This window comes from Blautia sp. aa_0143 (genome assembly GCF_004167315.1).
Lineage (GTDB): Bacteria > Bacillota > Clostridia > Lachnospirales > Lachnospiraceae > Blautia_A > Blautia_A fusiformis.
Genome location: NZ_RCXU01000031.1, coordinates 17,103 through 39,916, shown reverse-complemented (window position 1 = coordinate 39,916; position 22,814 = coordinate 17,103). Strand labels below are relative to the sequence as shown.

At 38.4% G+C, this 22,814-nt stretch carries 23 protein-coding genes and 1 pseudogene; 21 read left to right on the top strand and 3 right to left on the bottom strand.

The annotated features are described in order from the left end of the window. Positions 1-269: 269 nt before the first annotated feature. The 5 genes from EAI83_RS14370 (at position 270) to EAI83_RS14340 (ending at position 2,782) form a co-directional block, all read left to right on the top strand. Positions 270-740 carry an LURP-one-related/scramblase family protein gene (locus EAI83_RS14370; protein ID WP_021650109.1) on the top strand — a complete coding sequence of 157 codons (471 nt, stop codon included), beginning with the start codon at positions 270-272 and terminating at the stop codon, positions 738-740. Between the two features lie 45 nt (positions 741-785). Further along, the gene (locus EAI83_RS14365; protein ID WP_015526477.1) at positions 786-1,004 is read left to right on the top strand and encodes a hypothetical protein; all 219 of its coding nucleotides are present in this window, start codon (positions 786-788) and stop codon (positions 1,002-1,004) included. A gap of 26 nt (positions 1,005-1,030) precedes the next feature. Continuing rightward, on the top strand, positions 1,031-1,393 hold the full coding sequence (locus tag EAI83_RS14360; protein ID WP_015526476.1) for a YccF domain-containing protein: 363 nt from the start codon (positions 1,031-1,033) through the stop codon (positions 1,391-1,393). Positions 1,394-1,827: 434 nt separating this feature from the next. Further along, the gene (locus EAI83_RS14350; protein WP_021650107.1) at positions 1,828-2,097 is read left to right on the top strand and encodes an AAA family ATPase; all 270 of its coding nucleotides are present in this window, start codon (positions 1,828-1,830) and stop codon (positions 2,095-2,097) included. 67 nt (positions 2,098-2,164) lie between these two features. Beyond that, positions 2,165-2,782, top strand: coding sequence for a sugar O-acetyltransferase (locus EAI83_RS14340; RefSeq protein ID WP_015526473.1), 618 nt, complete (start codon positions 2,165-2,167; stop codon positions 2,780-2,782). Between the two features lie 129 nt (positions 2,783-2,911). Here the strand turns inward: EAI83_RS14340 and EAI83_RS14335 are convergent, their stop codons facing one another. Continuing rightward, positions 2,912-3,748 (bottom strand): AIM24 family protein, encoded by an 837-nt coding sequence (locus EAI83_RS14335; RefSeq protein ID WP_021650106.1) that lies wholly within the window; start codon positions 3,746-3,748, stop codon positions 2,912-2,914. Between the two features lie 610 nt (positions 3,749-4,358). Between EAI83_RS14335 and EAI83_RS14325 the strand changes: the two genes are divergently transcribed. The 8 genes from EAI83_RS14325 (at position 4,359) to EAI83_RS14290 (ending at position 9,639) form a co-directional block, all read left to right on the top strand. After that, positions 4,359-4,796, top strand: coding sequence for a hypothetical protein (locus tag EAI83_RS14325; RefSeq protein ID WP_129975862.1), 438 nt, complete (start codon positions 4,359-4,361; stop codon positions 4,794-4,796). A gap of 966 nt (positions 4,797-5,762) precedes the next feature. Next, positions 5,763-6,173: a peptide deformylase gene (locus tag EAI83_RS14320; RefSeq protein ID WP_129975856.1), complete on the top strand. Its 411-nt coding sequence runs from the start codon at positions 5,763-5,765 to the stop codon at positions 6,171-6,173. A 56-nt stretch (positions 6,174-6,229) separates the two neighbouring features. Next, complete coding sequence (locus EAI83_RS14315) at positions 6,230-6,598, top strand: VOC family protein (protein WP_129975854.1); 369 nt, start codon at positions 6,230-6,232, stop codon at positions 6,596-6,598. A 10-nt stretch (positions 6,599-6,608) separates the two neighbouring features. Beyond that, on the top strand, positions 6,609-7,064 hold the full coding sequence (locus EAI83_RS14310; RefSeq protein WP_015526463.1) for a YaiI/YqxD family protein: 456 nt from the start codon (positions 6,609-6,611) through the stop codon (positions 7,062-7,064). 1 nt (position 7,065) lies between these two features. Beyond that, complete coding sequence (locus EAI83_RS14305; protein ID WP_019163300.1) at positions 7,066-7,407, top strand: arsenate reductase family protein; 342 nt, start codon at positions 7,066-7,068, stop codon at positions 7,405-7,407. An 18-nt stretch (positions 7,408-7,425) separates the two neighbouring features. Further along, the gene (locus tag EAI83_RS14300; RefSeq protein ID WP_129975851.1) at positions 7,426-7,635 is read left to right on the top strand and encodes a DHHA1 domain-containing protein; all 210 of its coding nucleotides are present in this window, start codon (positions 7,426-7,428) and stop codon (positions 7,633-7,635) included. A gap of 42 nt (positions 7,636-7,677) precedes the next feature. Further along, positions 7,678-9,204, top strand: a complete 1,527-nt coding sequence (locus tag EAI83_RS14295; protein WP_044960399.1) for a Y-family DNA polymerase — start codon at positions 7,678-7,680, stop codon at positions 9,202-9,204. 15 nt (positions 9,205-9,219) lie between these two features. Further along, the gene (locus tag EAI83_RS14290) at positions 9,220-9,639 is read left to right on the top strand and encodes a hypothetical protein (protein WP_021650095.1); all 420 of its coding nucleotides are present in this window, start codon (positions 9,220-9,222) and stop codon (positions 9,637-9,639) included. A gap of 116 nt (positions 9,640-9,755) precedes the next feature. Here EAI83_RS14290 and EAI83_RS14285 read toward each other — a convergent pair whose 3' ends face one another. Next, positions 9,756-10,637 carry an AraC family transcriptional regulator gene (locus EAI83_RS14285; RefSeq protein WP_021650094.1) on the bottom strand — a complete coding sequence of 294 codons (882 nt, stop codon included), beginning with the start codon at positions 10,635-10,637 and terminating at the stop codon, positions 9,756-9,758. 110 nt (positions 10,638-10,747) lie between these two features. Between EAI83_RS14285 and EAI83_RS14280 the strand changes: the two genes are divergently transcribed. From EAI83_RS14280 to ilvD, 5 genes are all read left to right on the top strand, one after another. Continuing rightward, positions 10,748-12,103, top strand: coding sequence for an MATE family efflux transporter (locus EAI83_RS14280; RefSeq protein ID WP_021650093.1), 1,356 nt, complete (start codon positions 10,748-10,750; stop codon positions 12,101-12,103). 3 nt (positions 12,104-12,106) lie between these two features. Beyond that, positions 12,107-12,736 carry a sugar O-acetyltransferase gene (locus EAI83_RS14275; protein WP_021650092.1) on the top strand — a complete coding sequence of 210 codons (630 nt, stop codon included), beginning with the start codon at positions 12,107-12,109 and terminating at the stop codon, positions 12,734-12,736. A 595-nt stretch (positions 12,737-13,331) separates the two neighbouring features. Continuing rightward, positions 13,332-14,336: a zinc-binding dehydrogenase gene (locus EAI83_RS14270; protein ID WP_161206385.1), complete on the top strand. Its 1,005-nt coding sequence runs from the start codon at positions 13,332-13,334 to the stop codon at positions 14,334-14,336. A 1-nt stretch (position 14,337) separates the two neighbouring features. Next, entirely contained in the window at positions 14,338-16,902 is a 2,565-nt protein-coding gene (locus EAI83_RS14265; RefSeq protein WP_044960367.1) for an alpha-L-rhamnosidase, read from the top strand. Between the two features lie 129 nt (positions 16,903-17,031). Beyond that, positions 17,032-18,714 (top strand): dihydroxy-acid dehydratase, encoded by a 1,683-nt coding sequence (ilvD, locus tag EAI83_RS14260; RefSeq protein ID WP_021650088.1) that lies wholly within the window; start codon positions 17,032-17,034, stop codon positions 18,712-18,714. Positions 18,715-18,857: 143 nt separating this feature from the next. Here ilvD and EAI83_RS14255 read toward each other — a convergent pair. Beyond that, positions 18,858-19,976 (bottom strand): annotated as a pseudogene (locus tag EAI83_RS14255) (IS110 family transposase). A gap of 294 nt (positions 19,977-20,270) precedes the next feature. Here EAI83_RS14255 and EAI83_RS14250 point away from each other — a divergent pair. Genes EAI83_RS14250 through EAI83_RS14240 form a run of 3 tightly spaced genes read left to right on the top strand, consistent with a single transcriptional unit; the run spans position 20,271 to position 22,812 of the window. Continuing rightward, complete coding sequence (locus tag EAI83_RS14250) at positions 20,271-20,933, top strand: bifunctional 4-hydroxy-2-oxoglutarate aldolase/2-dehydro-3-deoxy-phosphogluconate aldolase (RefSeq protein ID WP_044960365.1); 663 nt, start codon at positions 20,271-20,273, stop codon at positions 20,931-20,933. A gap of 7 nt (positions 20,934-20,940) precedes the next feature. Next, on the top strand, positions 20,941-22,038 hold the full coding sequence (locus tag EAI83_RS14245; protein WP_044960363.1) for a sugar kinase: 1,098 nt from the start codon (positions 20,941-20,943) through the stop codon (positions 22,036-22,038). Positions 22,039-22,065: 27 nt separating this feature from the next. Beyond that, positions 22,066-22,812 (top strand): amidohydrolase family protein, encoded by a 747-nt coding sequence (locus EAI83_RS14240; RefSeq protein WP_021650083.1) that lies wholly within the window; start codon positions 22,066-22,068, stop codon positions 22,810-22,812. Positions 22,813-22,814: the final 2 nt, after the last annotated feature.

Below are 22,814 nucleotides of genomic sequence, written 5' to 3'. Positions count from 1 at the left end.
AAATTGATACGTGAACAATCGGCTCAGTATGATATTTAATTAAATATTGCAATGAAAAGATCATTTACCGTAAACAAGCAGTAGATGGTCTTTTTTATATCTTTTTGTGAACAAGTAGAGATTTATAGCTGGTAATATGTGTTTTATCATAATCCGTGAAATAAGATGAGTTAATTCTTCGATTTACATATTTTTTAAGGTGTTCCGGCATGGTATTATGATACTTATAAAGAACCAATTATATCTGTTGGAGAGAGCGGTGAAAAGTTATGAAGTTATTGTTTAAACAAAGGCTGTTTTCATGGTTTGACAGCTATGATATCTATGATGAAGCAGGCAACACTGTTTATGTAGTAAAAGGCCAGTTGTCCTGGGGACATAAACTTGTAATTTATGATGCCTATGGAAATGAAGTAGGAATGGTTGTTCAGAAAGTACTTACTTTTCTTCCTAAATTTGAAATTTATAAAAACGGCAGTTATATCGGATGCCTGAGCAAAGAATTCTCATTCCTGACGCCACATTATAATATTGATTACAATGGATGGCATATTGATGGAACCATTATGGAATGGGACTATAGCATTCTTAATCAAAGCGGTTATTCAATTGCACGGGTTAGTAAAGAACTGTTTCATATGACTGATACATATGTTATTGATGTGCAGGATCCAGGAAATGCATTGGATGCGTTGATGTTCGTACTTGCGATTGATGCAGAAAAATGTTCCAGGAATTAGATAGTTGATCTTGTTACCGAAGATATTCGGAGATGGGGAGGTAGCATGGGATTATTTAAAAAGAAAATCGTGAAAAAAACATATGACCGAGAACATATGAAACCAGTTATTCGTGCAAGCATTTGTACTGGAGAAGAAGTAGCAGGATTCAAAGACATACGGACTGGAAAAATCGAAGAAATCATGCTGATCAGATCTCCAGAGGACTTAGAAAAATTCAAAGAGATATATGAGATAACAGAGGAAATTGCAAAAGAATATTAGACATTGGATGAGGAGGAGATGTTGTCATGAGAACTATAGGTAATATCCTTTGGTTTATATTTGGAGGATTACTGGGCGGTTTGGCCTGGGTTTTTGCAGGTTGCATATGGTGTATTACAATTATTGGAATTCCGGTAGGTCTGCAATGTTTTAAATTTGCAACCTTGGCATTTTGGCCGTTTGGAAAAGAAATCGTGTATGGAAATGGCATGTTTTCATTTCTGGTAAATCTTATATGGATTATATTTTTTGGATGGGAAATGGCACTTGGAAACCTGATAGTGGGTTGTATTTGGTGCATTACGATAGTTGGAATTCCATTTGGAAAGCAGTTCTTCAAGATGGCAAGACTCTCTTTCATGCCATTTGGTGCGAGTGTGATAGGGTAGAATGTGTAAGGTCTTATTGATGAAAAATGAAATAATATTATTCACGGATGGTAATATTAATATTGGAGTTCAAATAAAACCTGAACAGGAAACAGTCTGGTTGACACAGAAGTATTGTTTGATGTTAAGCATATGCAGCAGCCGGTCACTGATAAGGAATTTAAAAATTTCACAGACTGTGCGGTTAAGAAAAGTAACGAAAATGCCCTGATTTTCACAACTGAAGATATGGAGAAGCCTTTCATAAGCTTTAATGAAGGAATGTGGAATTTCTTTGAACCGGAGCTTCAGAAGAGATTGTATGAAATGGAAAAAATCTTTTAATATATATTGATCAATGATATAATATTCTAAAATTTTGATGATAAAGGAAATATAGTAATTAAAAATGTTACAAAGTTGTTCTTGATAAAAATATTATTTGGTAACATGAGATGTTTTATGTTAAAAAGAAAAGTGACGCATTACATAAAAAATGGGTAGATTCAAAAAATAAAAAATGTCTTGTAATTCAGGGAGCCAGACAAACAGGAAAAACATATATAGTTGAAAGATTTGCAGAAGAGAACTATGAAGAAATTGTTGAAATTAATTTTAAACAGATACCTTCTGCGATGGATATTTTTTCCGGTGATCTAAAAGTAGATGATATGGTTATGGCTATGTCCGTATTTGATGACGGAAAGTGCAAAAGCATTAGATAAAATATTGCAGACCATGAGAGAGTGGGGAAACTGATATTTATAACTTTGAATTTGGAGGTTATCGGAAATGACTGAAAGAGAAAAAATGCTAAGTGGAGAGTTGTACGATCCAACGGATAAAGAATTGGAGCAATTACGTGTGAATGCACGTAAATTAGCAAGAAAATACAATTCGACGGATGAAGATGATCAAGAAGAACAAGCACAGATATTGAGGGAATTATTGCCAGCAACAGAGGAACTCCCCTATTTACAGGCGCCTGTTTATTTTGATTACGGATGTAATACGTTCTTTGGAAGATTCAGCTCTGCTAATTTTAACTTTACATGTTTAGATGTATGTGAAATACATATAGGCGATAATGTGATGATTGGTCCAAATGTTACATTGGCAACTCCTATGCATCCATTATTACCTGAAGAACGCAATATTAGGAAAAGAGAAGATGGAAGTTTCTATAATCTTGAATATGCGAAGCCAATAACTATAAAGGATAATTGCTGGCTGGCATCCAATGTGGTTGTTTGCGGTGGTGTCACCATAGGAGAAGGGTGTGTAATTGGTGCAGGGAGTGTTGTAACAAAAGATATTCCGCCGTATAGTTTGGCAGTTGGAAATCCATGCCGGGTCATTCGAAAAATAACTGAGAAAGATCATATGCCAGATGGAATTGAAAAGAATTAAAAATTTGCATTGATGATAAGCAGTTCATCTGAATAAAGAAAATAAAATGATCACAATTAATAACGCCGATGCAGGATTTTTATAATCCTATATCGGCGTTTGTTGGTTATAAGAGAATGTATTTTACACTTATTTTCCAAATGTATTGCTGGATTTAGCAGCAGCTTTAGCTGCCATGGTGTTAGTGGACTCAAACAAGGAAGTTGTCGGTGCGACCGGACACATCAGTACCCGTCCTGTTCCACGATAAACATTTACCAGACCCTCTCCGCTAACTGCAGATCCGACAAGTGTTTTTGTAGATCTTTCTACGGTAAATTCAAGATTTGATGACCAGCATACAGCAAGGTTTCCATCAATTTTCAGTTCATCATTTTCCAATATGACTTCAATCAATTCATCTTCGGGAACATTAGACTCCAGTGCAGCTACACCATTTCCCTGCAAACTCAGATTAAACAGACCTTCGCTACCTAATACTGCTGATGAAAGGTTCTTTCTGGCTACAACTTTACTTTTTACATTTGCATCACAAGCCAGGAACATGCCATCTTCAATTGTCATTCCGGCTGGTCCCCATTTGCCAATGTCTGTAAGGATAATATATTTGTATGTCGGTTCTAATACCAGACAGCCTTCACCAACATATTCCGGTTTAACTGCGGTTTCTTTTGTAACCGCACCCTTGAATGCCTTTCCAAGGAAATCTCCGATACCTTTTACACCAGATGTGGCTTGTACATTACCACCCATCCATTGCATGGCACCAGCCTGGATAACAGCTGAATGGTCTTTATCAATATCAATAACAACCTGTCTTCTTCTGACATGCATTTTACTCATGAAATACTCATTCATTGCATTCATAGGTGAAACGCTGGCATCCTGCACATATTCAAGCACGTGGAAGTTTTCGATACTTTTCGCATATTTTCTGTTTTCATTTTGCAAGTTTTCAATTCGCATAGCATAATCTCCCTTTTAATAATAATTTATGATGTTGCTCGGATATGCTTATTATAAAAGAGGCAGCATAGATAGGAAACAATTCGTGCAGAGAAATATAAAGACAGAATTCTCAAAATTCGAGAAATATAAAGATGCAATTCTTCATGGTGGCTGTGTATTATGAAAAATAAATTTGTTATAGTGACAATATCAACAAAAAAACAGAATATAAATGGGGTGATCAGATGGAAGTGGCACAGAGAATTCGATTAATCCGGATAATAGAAAAGATGGAGAAAAATTCGGCATTCAGTAATAAGCTTGGCATAAAGAACACATCTGAATATTTAGCAGAAAAAGAACAGAAAAAATGAAAGACACATATCAGAATGAGTTTCAGAAGGAGTAAAAAAATGTTATCGTTATTATTTGCAATTTGTATGATTTGGTTTGTTGGAAAATTTTTTGTTTTTGGGTTAAGAGCATCCTGGGGAATTATGAAATTACTTTGCACAGTTATTTTCTTCCCGGTGATATTGATTGGTATGGTTGTAGGTGGACTGATGTACATTGCTTTTCCATTGTTGATTGTCGGTGGCATTATAGCATTGGTGACGTCACATTCATAATCGATCAGGAGGAGAAAACGAATGGATATGATATTGAAAAAGAAAAAAGAGAAGCAATTGAAGCTGGACGTAGAGCTTTGAACAGTCTTCAGGCAGCAAAAGAAAATTTAAACAGTGCAAAGAACTGGGGACTGGTAGATATGTTTGGCGGTGGTTTTTTCACTACGATGCTAAAACATTCTAGAATTGATCAGGCCAAACGGAATATGGAACAGGCAAAGTATGATCTTCGTAATTTCAGTAGAGAATTAAATGATGTAAATATGGTATGTAATTTGAATATCGATACTGGAGATTTTCTTTCTTTTGCGGATTATTTTTTTGATGGATTTGTTGTGGACTGGGTGGTCCAGGATCGAATCAATAATGCAAAAAGACAGGTAGAAGAAGCTATTCGAAGAACAGAAAGTATCGTCAATCAATTACAGCGTATGTAAAGGAAAAGGCAATGAGTCAGAAATGGTTCATTGCCTTTCGTTGCGTTATGGCTTATTTTAATTTTTCTTTTTTGGCATTTAAGAGCTCAAGATTCTTGGTGAAGGCGCTTTCTCCGGAACCTTGATACCAGCTTTGCAGATCATAGCATCAAAAATTTTTCAATTATATGCAGGGTATTCTGTTGCTTCTGGAGATCCTGCTTTTCTTTTTTTGCTGAGGACAGTTCTTCTTCCAGTTCCATCTGTTGGCGCTGCAGTTTTTCAGCCGACGGAAGTTTGTGAATACTAAATTCTGAGCACGTATGATGTCACGACAGGCCCGATAGACTTCACAGTGTTTCTGAATTACTTGTTGATTTTGAATTGCCAGTCTCGTTTGCTGAATCTTATTATCGGTGGCATGAATGGAAGCCTCCAAATCTGCAACATGATTTTGGAATTCTTTGTAGTTTAGTTGGCAATTAAAGGCCTTTAATCAGCGTTTAATCTGCCATAGGACCCAATTATCTCCGCCATAGAACCAGTTGGTTGTCGGGATTTTCGCACAGCCATTTATTGTAAGATGATAACATCAAAAAAGAAGAAAAATCCAAGGAGGACTGGCAGATGAAAGGTTATAACACAAGGTCAGTATGGATAATATCAGCAGAAATAAGGTATCTGCTGTCGGAACAGAAAAAGTTTCAAAATAAATCAAAAAATATTGATGAAGTCTACCAATCAGTGTTTTTTCGTTGTATAATGTTTTTGTCGTACAAGGTCACTTTCCTTTGTAATGTTTTGGGTCAAATTCATTATACATCAGAAAGTCCTGTACGATATTTTTTTATGAAAAAGTTGTAAAGTGGTGTTAGATAATAAAATATTGGAACAATGAAAGAGGAACAGGAAATATTTGAGCGAATTGTTATGACGAGAAAGATTTCTGGTCAAGATAGATAAGAATTAGAGTACAGGAGAAAGTAAATGGTAAAACAAATAGTAAGAGATGTTTTCTTCTTAGGCCAGCCATCTGAACCGGCCACGAAAGCTGACATCCAGGTTGGAAAGGATCTGCAGGATACGCTGCAGGCGAACAGAGAACGTTGTGTTGGTATGGCGGCGAACATGATTGGTGTAAAGAAGAATATCATCATTGTGAATATGGGATTCATAAATGTTGTGATGTTCAATCCGGTGATTGTTTCAAAACGTGACATGTATGAGACAGAAGAAGGTTGTCTGTCGCTGGATGGTGTTCGTAAGACGACCAGATACCAGGAAATTGAAGTAGAGTATTATGACTTTAACTGGAAGAAAAAGCGCCAGAAATTGTCAGGATGGACAGCACAGATTTGCCAGCATGAAATTGATCATTTGTCTGGAAAGATTATTTAACCGCATGCGGATTGCGAATATTCGCTTGACTCAAAGCGGATTGTGAGGTGACGGATATGCTGAAAAACGTACTGATCGTGGTGGATGATATAGAAAAATCCATAGAGTTTTATAAGGACTTATTTGGACTGCAAGTGATTCTTAAGAATGAAGGCAATGTGATCTTATCGGAGGGACTTGTTTTGCAGGATGCCGACGTATGGGGGAAAACATTGAATGAAACTTCTACGCCATTCAATAACAGGATGGAACTGTATTTCGAGGATTTTGATATAGATGGATTGCTTGCAAAATATGAATCCGGTAAGTATTTCGTCCGATATGCCACTGAACTAACAGAACTTGCAGGTGGGCAGAAGCTTGTAAGGCTGTATGATCCGAGTGGTAATCTCATCGAGGTTCGTACGCCATTTATGTGTAATTAAAGGAGAAGATATGCAGATTTTTGTTGATGCAGATGCCTGTCCGGTAATTGGTATTGTTGAAAAAGTTGCAAAAGAGCACAGTGTTCCTGTAACGTTGTTGTGTGATACCAATCATGTGTTATCTTCTGATTACAGTGAAGTGATCGTAGTTGGAGCCGGAGCAGATGCCGTGGATTATAAACTGATCAGCATTTGCCATAAAGGCGATATTGTTGTATCACAGGACTACGGTGTGGCTGCAATGGCATTAGGAAAAAATGCGTATGCGATTCATCAATCCGGGAAATGGTATACCAATGAAAATATTGACCAGATGCTTATGGAACGGCATCTGAATAAGAAAGCACGAAGGGCATCCGGAAAGAATCATTTAAAAGGACCACGAAAACGAACATCGGAGGATGATGAGCATTTTAGAGAATCCTTTGAGAAAATGATACATATGGCAATGGATAAGGAGAATTGATTTGAACGTACAGATTTTTGGAACAAAGAAGTGCAATGATACAAAGAAAGCAGAACGTTTCTTTAAGGAACGTGGGATCAAGTTTCAGTTTATTGATATGAAAGAAAAGGGCATGAGTAAGGGCGAATTTAATTCAGTTGCCCAGGCAAATGGTGGACTGGAAAATATGATCAACTGGGAGGGCAAGGATAAGGATCTGCTTGCGCTCATTAAGTATATTGCAGAGGAAGATAAACTTGAGAAGGTACTGGAAAATCCGCAGGTGATTAAGACACCGGTTGTCCGTAATGGAAAACAATCCACTCTTGGATATCAGCCGGATATCTGGAAGGCGTGGAAGTAAGAAACAGGATGTTTTACCATGTATGAGGAAGAAGAAAATTGTTGGCGTTGTTCCTTCCAATCTGATGGAAAATGGATCAATGTAAACGAACTTCTGCAGACGTTTGGCGGAGGTGGACATGCTGCAGCAGCTGGTGTGCGTAAACGGACGAATGATGTTGAAAAATTCAGGCAGGAAATCCTTGAGCGGATTGTTATGATGAGAAAGTTTTCCGGGCAGGATAAATAAGAATTAGAAACAGAACACAGGAGAATCGGGAGGTGTAGAATGATGGAAAAGGAAAGAACCTATATTGCAATCGATCTTAAGTCATTCTATGCGTCTGTGGAATGTAAAGAACGAAATCGCGATCCTTTGACAACCAATCTTGTGGTTGCAGATAAAAGCAGAACAGAAAAGACAATCTGTCTTGCGGTATCGCCAGCATTAAAGTGTTATGGGATACCAGGAAGGGCTCGTTTATTTGAGGTTGTTCAAAAAGTAAAAGAAGCCAACAGCGCCCGCAGGTGGAAAGTGCCGAACAGAACTTTTATCGGAGCCTCTGATGACAGCACAGAATTAGATACCAATCCGGAACTGGAGATTGATTATATTGTTGCTCCTCCCCGGATGGCTCTCTATCTGGAATACAGCACCAGAATTTACAGTATTTATCTGAAATATATTGCGCCGGAAGATATTTTCCCGTATTCGATCGACGAAGTATTTATGGATGTAACGGATTATCTGCATACTTATAATATGACAGCAAGAGAACTTGCAATGACCATGATACAGGATGTGCTGAAAACGACAGGTATAACGGCAACTGCTGGAATCGGAACGAATATGTATCTGTGTAAGATTGCGATGGATATCGTGGCGAAGCACATTAAAGCAGATAAAGATGGTGTACGAATTGCAGAACTGGATGAAATGTCATACCGAAGGAAACTCTGGGGTCACAGACCACTTACTGATTTTTGGAGAGTAGGAAAAGGATATGCAAAGAAGCTGGAAGAATACGGGCTTTATACAATGGGAGATATTGCCAGATGTTCCATCGGAAAAGAAAATGAGTTATATAATGAAGACCTGTTATATAGGTCGTTTGGTGTTAATGCAGAGCTGCTGATTGACCATGCCTGGGGATATGAGCCCTGTACCATGGAAATGGTCAAGGCTTATAAGCCGGAAACGAACAGTGTTTGTTCCGGGCAGGTACTTCATTGCCCTTATGATTTTGAAAAAGCAAAATTAGTCGTTAAAGAGATGACAGACCAGATGGTTTTGGATTTGGTGGATAAGAAGCTTGTAACGGATCAGATCGTGTTGACGGTTGGTTATGATATTGAGAATCTGAACAATGCCGACAGGAGAAAACAGTATCATGGAGAGGTTACGATCGACCGTTATGGAAGAAGAATTCCGAAACATGCACATGGAACGACTAATCTGAAACGGCAGACTTCCTCAACCAAGATGATAACGGATGCAGTAATAGAGTTATATGACAGGATCGTTGACAGAAACCTGCTTGTCAGAAGAATCAATATCACAGCGAACAGGCTTGTGGATGAAAGTTCTGTCAAGAAAGAAGAAGTATATGAGCAGCTGGATCTTTTTACGGATTATGAGGCGCAAAGGAAAAAGCAGGAAGAGGAAGAGGCTGCGCTGGATCGCGAAAAACGTATGCAGGAAGCAATGCTCAGTATCAAAAAGAAATTTGGAAAAAACGCTGTACTGAAGGGGATGAATCTTCAGGAAGGTGCAACCGCCAGGGACAGAAATGAACAGATTGGCGGTCATAAGGCGTAAAGGAGTTGAAAGAGGATGAAAAATAATTCTTATGACGATATCATTAATTTACCGCATCCGGTCTCTAAGAATCATCCGCAAATGCCACTTCGGGATCGGGCAGCGCAATTTGCTCCTTTTGCAGCCCTGACCGGACATGATGCTGCGATAAAGGAAACGGCAAGATTAACCGATGAAAGATTGGAACTGAGCGAGGAAGCGATTGCTCAGCTGAATGAAAAAATCAATATAATCAGAAATAATATCGGTATAGAACAGAAAGTATCGATAACTTATTTTATTCCCGATGCAAAAAAAGCAGGCGGCTCCTATGTTACGTGCTCTGGTATTGTAAAAAAGATAGACGAATACGAGCATACCATCATTATGACGGATCAAACGGTTATTCCAATCGAGCAGATAAGTGATATTAAATGTGAAGAGTGGCAAATCTGAGAGTTGGATGGCGGAAAGTATCGCATTCCGATGTTATGTGAAAGACTGGCTGGAAAAACAGGGATACTGTTAAAAAATACCCATTATAATTATAAGCCAAAGAATATGAATAGTGCTTATCTATTACTGTTTCGAAACTTCCCAGGGGTGGTATTATAATACTTATGAAAAAGTTCACAAAAATAACTGCTATTTGAAAACCCGCAGGTATATGCTATCTCAGTAACAGACATTGTAGTATTTTGAAGAAGAAAAACAGATTTTTCCAAACGATAGCGATTTAGATATACCATTGGGGAAGTATTCAAATATTTCTGAAAAAGGGAAGTGCATTTTGTCTTGCAGCAATTTCCTGAGGATGAAATATCTTTAAGCATAATTTTTTGGGAATAATTTTTTTGCACATATCCGATCATTGTAGTAAGAGCCAGAGTATCCTCTGTATCTTTATCATAATCTGGAAAATAGTTCATATTTTCAGCAAGGAGGCGAAAAATATGAACGGTTTTTTCCAGCGTAATAAATGGCTGTATTTCATCCACATTTTTTTTGTAAAGCATTTCAAGGTCACGAAGAATAGAATTCTGCCACAGGATAGACGGATTCAGTGGCTGATAGGGAAAATGAATATTCTGTATCAGGGGATTTAGACATTTTTCCACAAAATAAGTATTTACAGAAAGCAACTGCGGAGATAACATAATACAGGTAAAGAGACATTCTGTATGAGTATCGGAATAGCCATAATGAAAGCAGCGGCTGTTTACAAAAATTCCTTCACCTGCTTGCAAAGAAATCTTCTGACCATTCACATCATAAAACATCTGTCCCTCTAAAATCAGAATAAATTCCAGATCGTCATGCCAATGACTGACTGCACGAAAATCAGGATAGCGTGAAAGCTGTCCCTTTTTTATATATGCAGGAAAGTCTGGATTGTTATAGGCAACATTTTCAGATGCATCTGAATTTAAAACAATGCTTGGACATACTTCCATCAAAATAATCTCCTTTTCGAACGTTTGTTATATTATTATAGCTGATTATGGTATAAAAATCAATAAAATTGGTTTATTTTTATATTGTGCACAGAAAGGAAAAATTGTAGATGGGAAACGAATTCACAAATAAGATTTTGAAACTTGCTCTGCCCATTACAGCACAACAATTTATGTTAGCACTTGTAAGTGCATGCGATGCTTTTATGTTGGGAGGATTAAATCAGAACTCTCTGTCAGCAATTTCGCTGGCTTCGCAGATCACCTTTGTTTTTAATTTGATTTTAACAGCACTTACAATAGGGGAAAATATGTTTGTTGCACAGTATTATGGAAAAAGAGATTTTGATGGATTACGGACATCAGCAGGACTTGTATTAAGATATGTATTCATAATTTCCATTCTCTTTCTGCTTGCAACATTCTTTATTCCTGAAATGCTCATGCGACTGTTTACAAACGATACTATATTGATTGATTATGGTATTAAGTATTTGAAAGTGATTGGATTATCCTATATCTTTTCAGGGGTTCTGCAGGTTTTGCAGGGAATCTTGAAAAATTGTGGTTATGCAGGTAGATGTACCATAATAAGTGCAGTTGTTGTCTGTGTTAATATTATACTGAATGTTATTCTGAATGTTATTCTGATTTACGGATACATGGGCTTTCCAAGAATGGAGATTGCAGGTGCGGCACTGGCTACTGTCATTGCAAATGGACTTGGTCTGGTTATTACGATTTATATTTTGCACCTGAAAAAGGAATTTTGGATTGGAGTAAAAGACATAAAAAGCAGGGAAGTCCATATAACGAGGAAATTCTGGAAACATGTCTATCCGGTACTTTTTAATGAACTTGCCTGGGGCGGTGGATTTACGATGTATTCTGTCATACTTGGACATCTTGGTTCCGATGCTATCGCAGCCAATTCTATTGCAAATATAACCAAGAATCTTTTAATCTGTGGTTGTACCGGTTTTGGATATGGTGGAAGTATTATTGTCGGAAATCTGCTTGGTAAAGGGAACTTATCTGAAGCAAAGAAAAACGGAAATATTTTATGCAAAACTTCGGTATTTTTGGGCGTGGTGACGGCTGGAGTGATTTTTCTTGCGACACCTGTAATCCTGCATTTTACGAATCTGACTGATATAGCAACAGGATATTTAAAGAATATGCTGTTTATAAGCAGCTATTATGTAATAGGAAAATCAATTAATTCTATGACAATAGGTGGTATTTTTCCAGCAGGGGGAGATACAAAATTTGGATTAATATGTGATGTGGTTACCATGTGGTGCTTTGCAGTTCCACTGGGATGTATCGCAGCATTTGTATTTAAATTGCCAGTAATGATGGTGTATTTTGTCTTAAATCTGGATGAACTGGTAAAACTTCCGGCAGTATTTAAACATTATAAACAATATAAATGGTTAAAAAATTTAACAGAAATGGAGAATTAAATTATGGATATGAAAAAAAGAAGAGATATGCAGCTTGCTTACATTTCAGATGAAGCGGTTATGGAAGAACAGAGGATAGGTAGAAAAATTCTGCAAAAACTTAATTTTGCAGATCGGTCGGATTTTGATGGGATTGCAGAAATAGTAAAAGAACTTTTGGGAAAATCGGAAGGTGCATGGATTAACCCACCTTTTTACTGCGATTATGGTTCGCATATAGAAGTAGGTAAAAATTTCTTTGCAAATTATAACTGTACAATTATAGATGTGGCAAAGGTAAAAATCGGTGATAACTGTCAGATGGCACCCAATGTATCTATTTATACGGCAGGACATCCAATTTATCCAGATACGCGCAATTCTGCTTTTGAATACGGAAAAGAGGTTACCATCGGGGATAATGTATGGTTGGGAGGAAATACAGTAGTGTGTCCGGGAGTACATATTGGAGACAATGTGGTAATTGGTGCAGGAAGTGTTGTAACAAAAGACATTCCGGACTGGTCCATTGCAGCTGGAAATCCATGTCGTGTGATTAGAAAAATAACAGATGAGGACAGGAGAAAATTGTTTCACAATGAAGAAATTGATGATGAAGCATGGGATATGATATGTGCACAGGCGGAAAAATAATATGATCATGAGAGAACGGATTGCAGCCGGATAATTATCAGCAGATTATTGTGAAGGGCTTCCGGAAGATCGGATAAACTGTAAAAAAGGAATGATTCAGTTTAATTCGGGAGTTTTTTTGGGTATAAACATCAATGCTGTTGTATTGCGGGTTATATTTTGCAAATATTGTTCTCATCGTATCATATCTCCCTAAAGCCAATTGAGTCTGTAAAATGCCTTATGAATTATAAGATTTTGATCAGTCTTTTTCTTCATAACTTCATGGTTCCTTTAACAAAAAAACATAAAAAATCAGAATAAAAATCCATCGAGTTCGATAAATGCATGACTCGATGGATTTTTTTCTATTGGTTAATCAAAACTTTACTGCCCATAAAAGAGGAATTGCAATGATGTTTTTTGTCTAAAACTGTATTTTAAATAATGCAGTTTTTTAAATGTGTAGAATATCAGATTATGAAAGACAAAAAAATATACAAAACAGGTAAAAATACTGAGAAGAAAATAGAAAGAACAAATGTATAATAAAGTTACTAAAAAATACAAAAAAATAAACAGAAAACAAACAATTTAATGAATGGAGGAAGGGAAAATGAAAAGTAATACTGTTATTTTTACTGAACCATATAAGGCTGAAATACAAGAAATTGATTGCCCTAAGCCAGGAAAATCAGAGGTTTTGATTCGAACGGAACAAACCTTAATTAGCACAGGAACGGAATTAACTTTCTTGACTGGGGAATGTCCGGAAAAATCAAAATGGTCAGAATATATTCACTATCCGCAAAAGAGTGGTTACTCAAATGTGGGTATTATTGAAGAAGTAGGTGAAGGTGTTTCAAAGGATTTAATTGGAAAACGTGTAGCAAGTTTCAGTGGACATTCACAGTATGTCATTGTGAATGTAAATGAGCTTCGTATGATTAATTATGAAATTAAACCAGAAGAAGCAACATTTTTTGCACTTGCAGAAACAACGATCAATGGAATTCGAAGAACTGGTATCGAATTAGGAAACAGGGTTGTAGTATATGGAGCTGGTATTGTAGGTCAACTGGCGGCCAGGTTTTTACTTGCAGGAGGATGTACAGAAATTTTTGTGGTAAACAGGAGTGAAGCAAGACTGAAGCATTTACCTGATCAGAGGGCAATTATTCCGATTTGCTCCACAAAAGAAGATCCAATCTCGATTATAAAAGAATATACATATGGGGATATGGCAGATATTGTTATTGAAACAACGGGAAATGCAGATGCGATTCCGGAAGAATTTTTAGCTTTGCACCAGCAGGGAAAGCTTTGTATGTTGAGTTCACCTAAGAAAAAGACCTTAATTGATTTTCATGATTGTTGTAATGCAGTAAGTGTAAACATTATTGGCGCACATACATCTTCACAGGCACCGGTAAAAACTTATGACAATCCGTGGACATGTGAAAGAAATAGTGAAACATTTTTTAAGTTGATTTACAACAAACAGGTAGATATGTCAGAAATGATTACACATCGTGTAAGCTATAAAGAGGCACCGCAGATGTATCAGATGCTGTTAAAGGATCGCACGCAGGCAATGGGTGTTGTTCTGGATTGGAGATAAGATGAAGGGTAGTAAAGAAGAAATTAAGGCAATCGATTTACGTAGCGATTATAAAGTAAATCCGATAGGAATTCACAATGTAGCTCCACGCTTATCCTGGAGAATGACGGCGTATGGAAAAAACCGCAAACAGAGTGCCTACCAGATTCAGGTATTTAAAAAGGAGTCGGATATTAAGGAAGTTCTTGTCTGGGATAGCGAAAAAGTTTATTCCGGCGAATCTGTGAACATTCCGTATAAAGGAAAGCAGCTTGCATCCAGAGAGAGGGTTTATTGGAAAGTTCGTATATGGGATGAAAAGGAAAATGTTTCTGAATGGAGTGAGGAGGCTTTTTTTGAAGCCGGTTTATTAAATAAGACGGATTGGGAAGCAGAGTGGATTTGTGCGCCAGAGAAGGCAGCAGCGGTTTATTTTAGAAAAGTCTGCAATATAGAGAAGCAGCCGAAATCCGGGCGGTTGTATATTTCCGGGTTAGGGTATTACGAAGCTTATCTTAACGGAAAAAAATGTGGGGAAGATGTTCTCACGCCGAATCGAACGCATTATACGGAACGAGTTTTTTACCATACATATGATATAACAACTGCGGTTGTTCACGGAGAAAATGTTTTTGGTGTTGAGCTTGGTAATGGATGGTATAACCAAAAAGATAAAATTAACGAAAAAAAATTATGGTATGGATATCCAAAGCTTTTGTTCCAGATTGAAATAGAATATGCAGATGGAGACAAAGATGTATTTATAAGCGATGAAAATACGAAATGGCATGAAAGCCCTAGAATTTATAATAATATTTATTTTGGAGAAATATATGATGCACGTAAGGAGAGTATAGGCTGGCGAGAAAAAGATTTCGAAGACCTGGATTGGAAATTTGCAGGTAAAGCAGAGAAACCAGGCGGAGAATTAACCAAACAGAAAGCTCCGTCAGATCAAAAGATTTGCGAACTTTTTCCAAAGAAGATCAGTGAAGTAACGCCCGGAATGTATGTGATTGATTTTGGTCAGAATATGACTGGCTGGGTTAAAATGAGGGTATCTGGCAAAGAGGGAGATAAGGTTCAGTTACGGTTTGGTGAAGAACTATGGCCGGATGGGAAAATAAATTATTATAGTACTGGAAGCGGGTGGAAACAGCAAAAAGATATTTATATTTTAAGTGGAAAAAAAGAAGAATATTATGAACCGGCATTTACGTGGCATGGATTTCGATATGTAGAGGTACAGGGATATCCGGGAATCCCAAAGAGGGAAGACTTTGTGGCGGTGCATATTCGGGCAGGTGTCGAACGGTCAGGTAAATTTATATGCTCTAACGCATTGATCAATCAGATTCAGAAAGCAAGTCTGTGGTCGATGGAGAGTGGTTTACATGGAGGCATTCCACTTGATTCTCCTCACAGAGAACGGCAGGGGTATGGAGGGGATGCATTGATTACAGCAAAAGCTATGATGTATAGCTATGACATGCACGAATTCTATTCCGACTGGATGGATGACTTTATAGATGCACAGGACAAGACAACAGGATTTTTGCCACACACAGTACCATGTCAGGACGGCGGTGGTGGTCCGGCCTGGGGCAGTGCTTTGATTATTATCACATGGCTTATGTACCGTTACTACGGAGACACGAAGAGTGCAGAAGAGTATTTTGATAATATGATTCATTGGATGCAATTCCTGCAGACCGGAATGGAAAAAGGAATTGTTGAGGGTGAAGGTACAGATAAGGACTGTCTTGGAGAATGGTCGACACCTGGAGAAATTTTAATACCTCCGCGATTTGTTAATACTTTTTTCTATGCATATAATGCGAAACTTATGACAGAATTGGCAGAGGTGCTTGGCCGGTCAGCAGATGCAGAGTATTTTCAGAATCAGTATAATGAAACAGTGCTTAGCTTTAGAAACGAGTTTTATGATTCTAAAAATGGTAGGTACAGTATTGGGGCACAGGGAACGGAAGCATTTGCGAATAAGTTGGGTGCTATCAGAGAAAGAGAACTTTGCGAAGTAAAACAGTATTTGGAGAAACATATTACCAAGGAGTGCGAAGGAAACTTAGATACAGGAATTTTTGGGACACCATTATTATTTGAAACACTTGTTGAATTTGGCCTTGGTGAAGTAGCCTATCATATGATTACTAGCGTAACGTATCCAAGCTATGGATATATGATTACAAATGGAGCCACTACATTATGGGAATACTGGGAAAAAGAGTATGGATTTTATCAGTGTCCTGCGAATCATAATCAGCCGATGTTCGGCAGTATAAGCAGCTTCTTTTACGAAAAGCTGGCTGGAATTAAGCCATTAAAGCCGGCATACAAGAAAATTGAAATTAAGCCGGCAATGATAGGAGATCTCAGATTTGTATCATCCAGTGTAAAGACACCGTATGGAGAAGTCTGCATAGATTGGGAGAGAAACGAAGACGAAATTTTAGTGTCTGTGGTAATTCCGCCAAATACGGAAGCAGTTTTGCTGATTCCAGGACAAGAAAGAAAAGAAATTGGATCTGGTAACTATCAGTTTAGATATGTTGCATGTGAGAAATAATAAGAAATACAGCTTGCCTTTTTTAGCAGGCTGTATGACTATGAAAAACTGGAGTTAACACGATAAAAGTTTTAAGTTTATCAGTATGAAGATTGTGAGAGATTATAATTTATGGAAGGGTGATAAAAAATGTCTTACAGAAGTCATGAAATTTTACAGGGTCCCGGGTATGCAAATGTAAGAGCTTTATATAAAGCAGACGGATATGCAGAAGAGGAACTGAAACGCCCAATCATTGGGATTGCAAATGCATATAATTCGATTTGTCCGGGTCATATTGTCCTGCGCCAGATGGCAGAAAGAATTCGTGAAGGAATTCAGGCGGCAGGGGGGATGCCAATTGAATTTGGAACAATTGGTGCCTGTGATGGAATTGCAATGGGACACGAGGGCATGCGTTATATCCTTCCGGCAAGAGAAATGATTGCAAATGATGTGGAGGCAATGGTGCAGGCTCATCGTTTAGATGGCATTGTATTACTGGGAAGCTGTGACAAAATTATTCCGGGAATGTTGATAGGAGCAATGAGGGTAAATTTGCCTGCAATTTTTATTAATGGAGGACCAAGTCTTCCGGGACATATGGCAGATGGAAATCCCTATGGAGGAGAGTGGATCGACCATTCCTGTATTCAGCAGTCGGAAGGAGCTTTACAGGCAGAAAAGATTACAGAAAAAGAGTTTAAGTGGATAGAGGATAATGCAATGCCGACAGTTGGATCCTGCGCGATGCTTGGTACAGCAAATACAATGGGATGCCTTGCAGAAGCTATGGGAATCATGCTGCCAGGTTCAGCTACGATTCCGGCAGTATATAGTAAACGTATGGCCGCCGCTTACAATAGTGGAAAAGCAATCGTTGATTTGGTACATAAGAATATAAGGATTCAGGATATTATTACAAAAAGGGCGCTGGCAAATGCAATAATGGTAAATTCAGCGATGGGAGGGTCAACAAACGCTGTATTGCATTTGCTGGCAATTGCACATAGCGGAAAAATTAATTTAACAATAGATGATTTTGAAACGATCAGCAGTGGGATTCAGCATTTGGTGGCTATGATTCCGGCTGGAAAATATACATTGTTTGATTTCTTTGAAGCTGGCGGCGTACAGGCTTTGATGAAAGAGATGGAAGAAAAACTGTATGTGGATGCATTAACATGTACAGGAGATACATTATATGAGAATTTGATGCATGCAGAGAATAGATCTCGGGAAGTAATTCATGCAATTCAAAATCCAGTACATAAGCGAGCAGGTATTAAGATCCTGTATGGAAATATAGCACCCGACGGTGCGGTAACGAAGCCGTCAGCAATTCCAGAAGAGGCAGTACACTTTTGTGGAAAAGCAAAGATTTATGAAAGTGAAGAATCGGCGTTGACAGGAATTCGGAATGGAGAAGTACAAGGTGGGGAAGTTGTTGTGATTCGAAATGAAGGACCCAAAGGTGGACCAGGGATGCCGGAAATGTATAAAGCTATGAAGCTGTTAGTTGGCTTAGGCTTGGGATCGAAGGTATGTCTGATTACAGATGGCAGATTTTCAGGATCAAACAACGGGTGCTTTGTGGGGCATATTTGTCCTGAAGCTGCAGACGATGGAGCGATTGCATATTTACAGGATGGGGATATGATATCAGTCGATGTGGAAAATGGAAAAATTGATGCAATAGATGTAGATTTTGAAGAACGAAGGAAAAAGAAATACATATGTCATCAAAAGGTAGAAGGATATTTGTACCAGTATGCAAAAAATGTGACATCTGCATCAAAAGGAGCAGTGATTCCCACTTATGAGAACGAATGATAGATGCAGCATCGTTAATAATTGAGGGAAAGAGGCAGTAGTGTAGTGTGAAAGAAAGTAGAGGAAGACCATAAATTGACGCACTTGAATAAGCTGTCTAAGGCAGGCAACTTTTTAAAGTGTTATAGAGTTAGAAAATTAAATCAAGAAGCTAATGGTTCATCAGGAGGAAATAATCCCTCTCGTTGTAATAGTTTCTTGGCTTGCTTGATAGCTTTTGCTTTTTGTTTTTCAACAAGAGCTACAGGCATATCGATTTTGTAAAGATCGCTCGGATTCCACTGCTCACCAGTAGACAGCATCTGATAGATAGCAGTAAGAATCATACGGGCAATAGCGATAATGGCTCTTTTCTTGCCACGGCGTTTGACAAGAGAATCATATTTCTTTTTGTAGTAAGGAGATTTGTCAGATTTTACGGCTGCATGAGCACACTGTACTAATGCAGGTTTGAGGTAGATACCGGCACGTGTAATCCGAACAGACTTCTTCTTACCAGCAGACTCATTGCTGCCTGGCGTTAAACCAGCCCAGCAACACAAACGTTTAGAACTTGAGAACTGAGACATGTCAGTACCGATTTCGGAGATGACAGTGATTGCACTATCACGTTTGACACCCGGAATGGTACAGAGAAACTGGACAGCATCTTCTTTGGATTTGAGCCTCCTAAGAAGCTTAGATGCGATTTCTTCGTGGTTAATAGATGTACCCGATTGTTCAAGCAGATAGTCGATAATGGATGTGGATGACTTCCCAAAGATATCGGAAACAACAGAATCTAATGCAACATTACAAACGGTAAGAGCATTCTGATATCTATTCTTTTCACTTGAACGGCAGGAAACAAGCTTGTAACGATAGCGAGTGTATTCCCTAAGAATACGGACTTTCTTGCAAGTAATATAATTGCCTTTGACAAGTCCAAGGCGGAACAAATCTCCAATCCATTTAGAATCTTTTGTATCATCTTTGTTGCCTTTCACCGCCTTTACCCATTTAGGATTGGCAATGACAACATTGATATCATCTTCCAGAAGATTAAAGACAGGAACTCAGTATTTACCTGTGGATTCCATGCAGACATTATGGCAATCATTGTCGAGAAGCCATTGCTTGAATTCAAGAATTGAATTGTTAAAGGTGGAAAAGCGCTTCTTTTGGTAAGAAGGCTCAATGCCACCAGTGGTTTTTACAATTGTGGCAACGAGAAAAGATTTGTGGACATCGACACCACAACAGGTTTGATAAGTAACTTTCATAGTCAGACTCCTTTCGTGAATGATAAGAAGCCATTGACTGAACTGCCACACAATTAAACGAAAGGCTTAAACAATTCTTAGTGTACGGATTCATGATGTCACTTATTTGTGCTTGAAAAGGCAGAACTTACACTGATTAGTATGCTGTCTAAAACGAAGAAAGTTATTACAACTCCTCCTCCCGTGCTTTGTAGTGTAGCTTCTTGCAAACTATTTTACAGCACAGTGTAGAGAGTTGGAACACTTTCATTACTATTTGCGCCGCCAGCCGAAGGCGGCGGAATGGAGATTAGTATGAAGGATTTTCAGGAAAAAATTGAAAAAATAGGAGTTATTCCGGTTATCGTAATCGATGAAGCAAAAAATGCAGAACCGCTTGCAGAAGCATTAGTGGCGGGTGGGCTTCCGTGTGCGGAAATTACATTTCGAACACAGGCTGCGGAAGAAAGTATCCGCATTATGACGCAAAAGTATCCCGAGATGATAGTTGGAGCTGGGACTGTTTTAAATGTAGAACAGGTTGAACGTGCGATGAATGCAGGTGCACGATTTATTGTTTGTCCCGGGTTTGATTCAAAAGTGGTTGACTATTGCCTGGAACGAAAAATTCCAGTTTTACCTGGATGCGTTACACCATCTGAAATAATGCAGGCGATCGCCTGTGGTTTAAAAATGGTGAAATTTTTCCCGGCGGTTCAGTTTGGTGGGGTGGCAATGATTAAAGCGTTGGCAGCACCGTATAATGAAATGAAATTTGTGCCGACCGGTGGAGTAAATAAAGAGAATTTAAAAGAGTTTCTTTCGTATAAGGCAGTAGCAGCTTGCGGGGGGAGCTGGATGGTAAAAAGGGAATGGATTCAGAACGGTGAATTTGACAGAATCCGAAGTCTGGTAATAGAAGCTGCAAAATTAAAAGGTGAAATCAGGTCAGAAAATAGAAACGAAAAAAGGAGATAATGAAAAAATGGATTTACATCTAAAGGAATCGTGTGAATGTAAATATGATGCAGTTTCACTTGGCGAAGTAATGCTGCGACTGGATCCGGGTGAAGGAAGAATTCGCACTGCGCGTTCATTTCGAGTTTGGGAAGGCGGCGGAGAATATAATGTGATTCGAGGCCTGAGTAAGTGCTTTGGGTTAGATACAGCAGTTATTTCTGCATTTGCCAAAAATGAAGTGGGAATGTTGTTAGAAGATCTGATCTGTCAGGGAAAAGTAGATACATCATTGATTAAGTGGGCAGATACTGATGGAATAGGACGGGTATGCAGAAATGGCCTGAATTTTACAGAACGAGGATTTGGAATCCGCGGAGCGTTAGGATGCTCGGATCGTGCGAATACTGCAATTTCCAAGGCAACTTCGGCAGATTTTGATTTTGAATATATTTTTGGAAAGCTTGGTGTACGCTGGTTTCATACAGGAGGAATTTATGCAGCACTTTCAGAAAAATCATGTGAAACGGTAGTGGATGCAATAAAAATTGCCAAAAAATATGGTACAATTGTTTCGTATGATTTAAATTATCGCCCATCTATGTGGTCTGCAATTGGTGGTATTGAGAAAGCGCAGGAAGTAAATAAAGAAGTGGCAAAATATGTAGATGTAATGATTGGAAATGAAGAAGATTTTACTGCGTGTTTGGGATTTGATGTAGATGGTAATGATAATGAATTAAAGAAATTAAATCTTGAAGGATACGAGCGCATGATTAATAATGTAGTAGAGAAATATCCAAATCTGAAAATGGTGGCAACGACGCTTAGAGAGGTAAAGACGGCCACTGTGAATGATTGGGGTGCTATTTGCTGGGCAGAAGGTCGAATTTATAATTCAAAAAGGTATGAGAATCTTGAGATTTTAGATCGCGTAGGCGGTGGAGATTCTTTTGCATCTGGTCTGATTTATGGGATGTTGACGACAGGAGATCCGGAAACAGCACTTGAATTAGGAGTGGCACATGGAGCGCTTGCAATGACAACACCTGGAGATACGAGTATGGCAAACCGAAAAGAGGTTGAGGCGGTTATGCGGGGGGCTGGCGCACGAGTGAAGCGATAAAATGACAGGAAGGAGCAAGGGTAAAATATGAGAGCACTGGATGTACATGCTCATTTGGGCAAAGATGTTGTGTTTGGACATGTAATTACAGAGGAAAATTTACTGGATGGCTATAAGGATACGATCGTACAGGGAGCAATTGTACAGCCATCGTTACCACGTTTTTCATTAAAGGCAAATAAAGAAATCCATGATAGAATTTTTGAATTTTCGAAGTGTGATAAAATGAAAATCTGGGGGATGGCATCTATTTATCCGCATTTTACACAGGAAGAATATAGAGAAGAAGCTATTCGGTGCGTAAAAGAGCTTGGTTTTGTAGGATTGAAATTAACACCAATTGGTCACGCCTGTGATCCTGAATCAGAGGATGGCATGTATGCTTTTTCTGTGGCAGCTGAGTTGGGTGTGCCGATGATGGTTCATACCGGATCAGGAATACCATTTTCAAGTCCGATGCATATTTTGAAAGCTGCAAAAGAGTATCCTGAATTAAAAATTGTAGTGGCACATGCGGGAATGGGAGTGATGGCCAGAGAAGCGGTTATTTTGGCGCAGATTTGTGAAAATGTGTATCTTGAACCGACTTGGACCGGTGTTGCAGATATGGGCATGATTTATAAGGAACTGGGGGCAGGGAAGATAATGTTTTCTTCAGACCACGTAAACAATGTTACTGTGCAATATGAAACAATAAAAACCGTTGTGCCAGAAAAAGAAATGGAACAAGTGTTATATAAAACAGCAGAAAGTGTGTATAAAATCACGTTATAGAG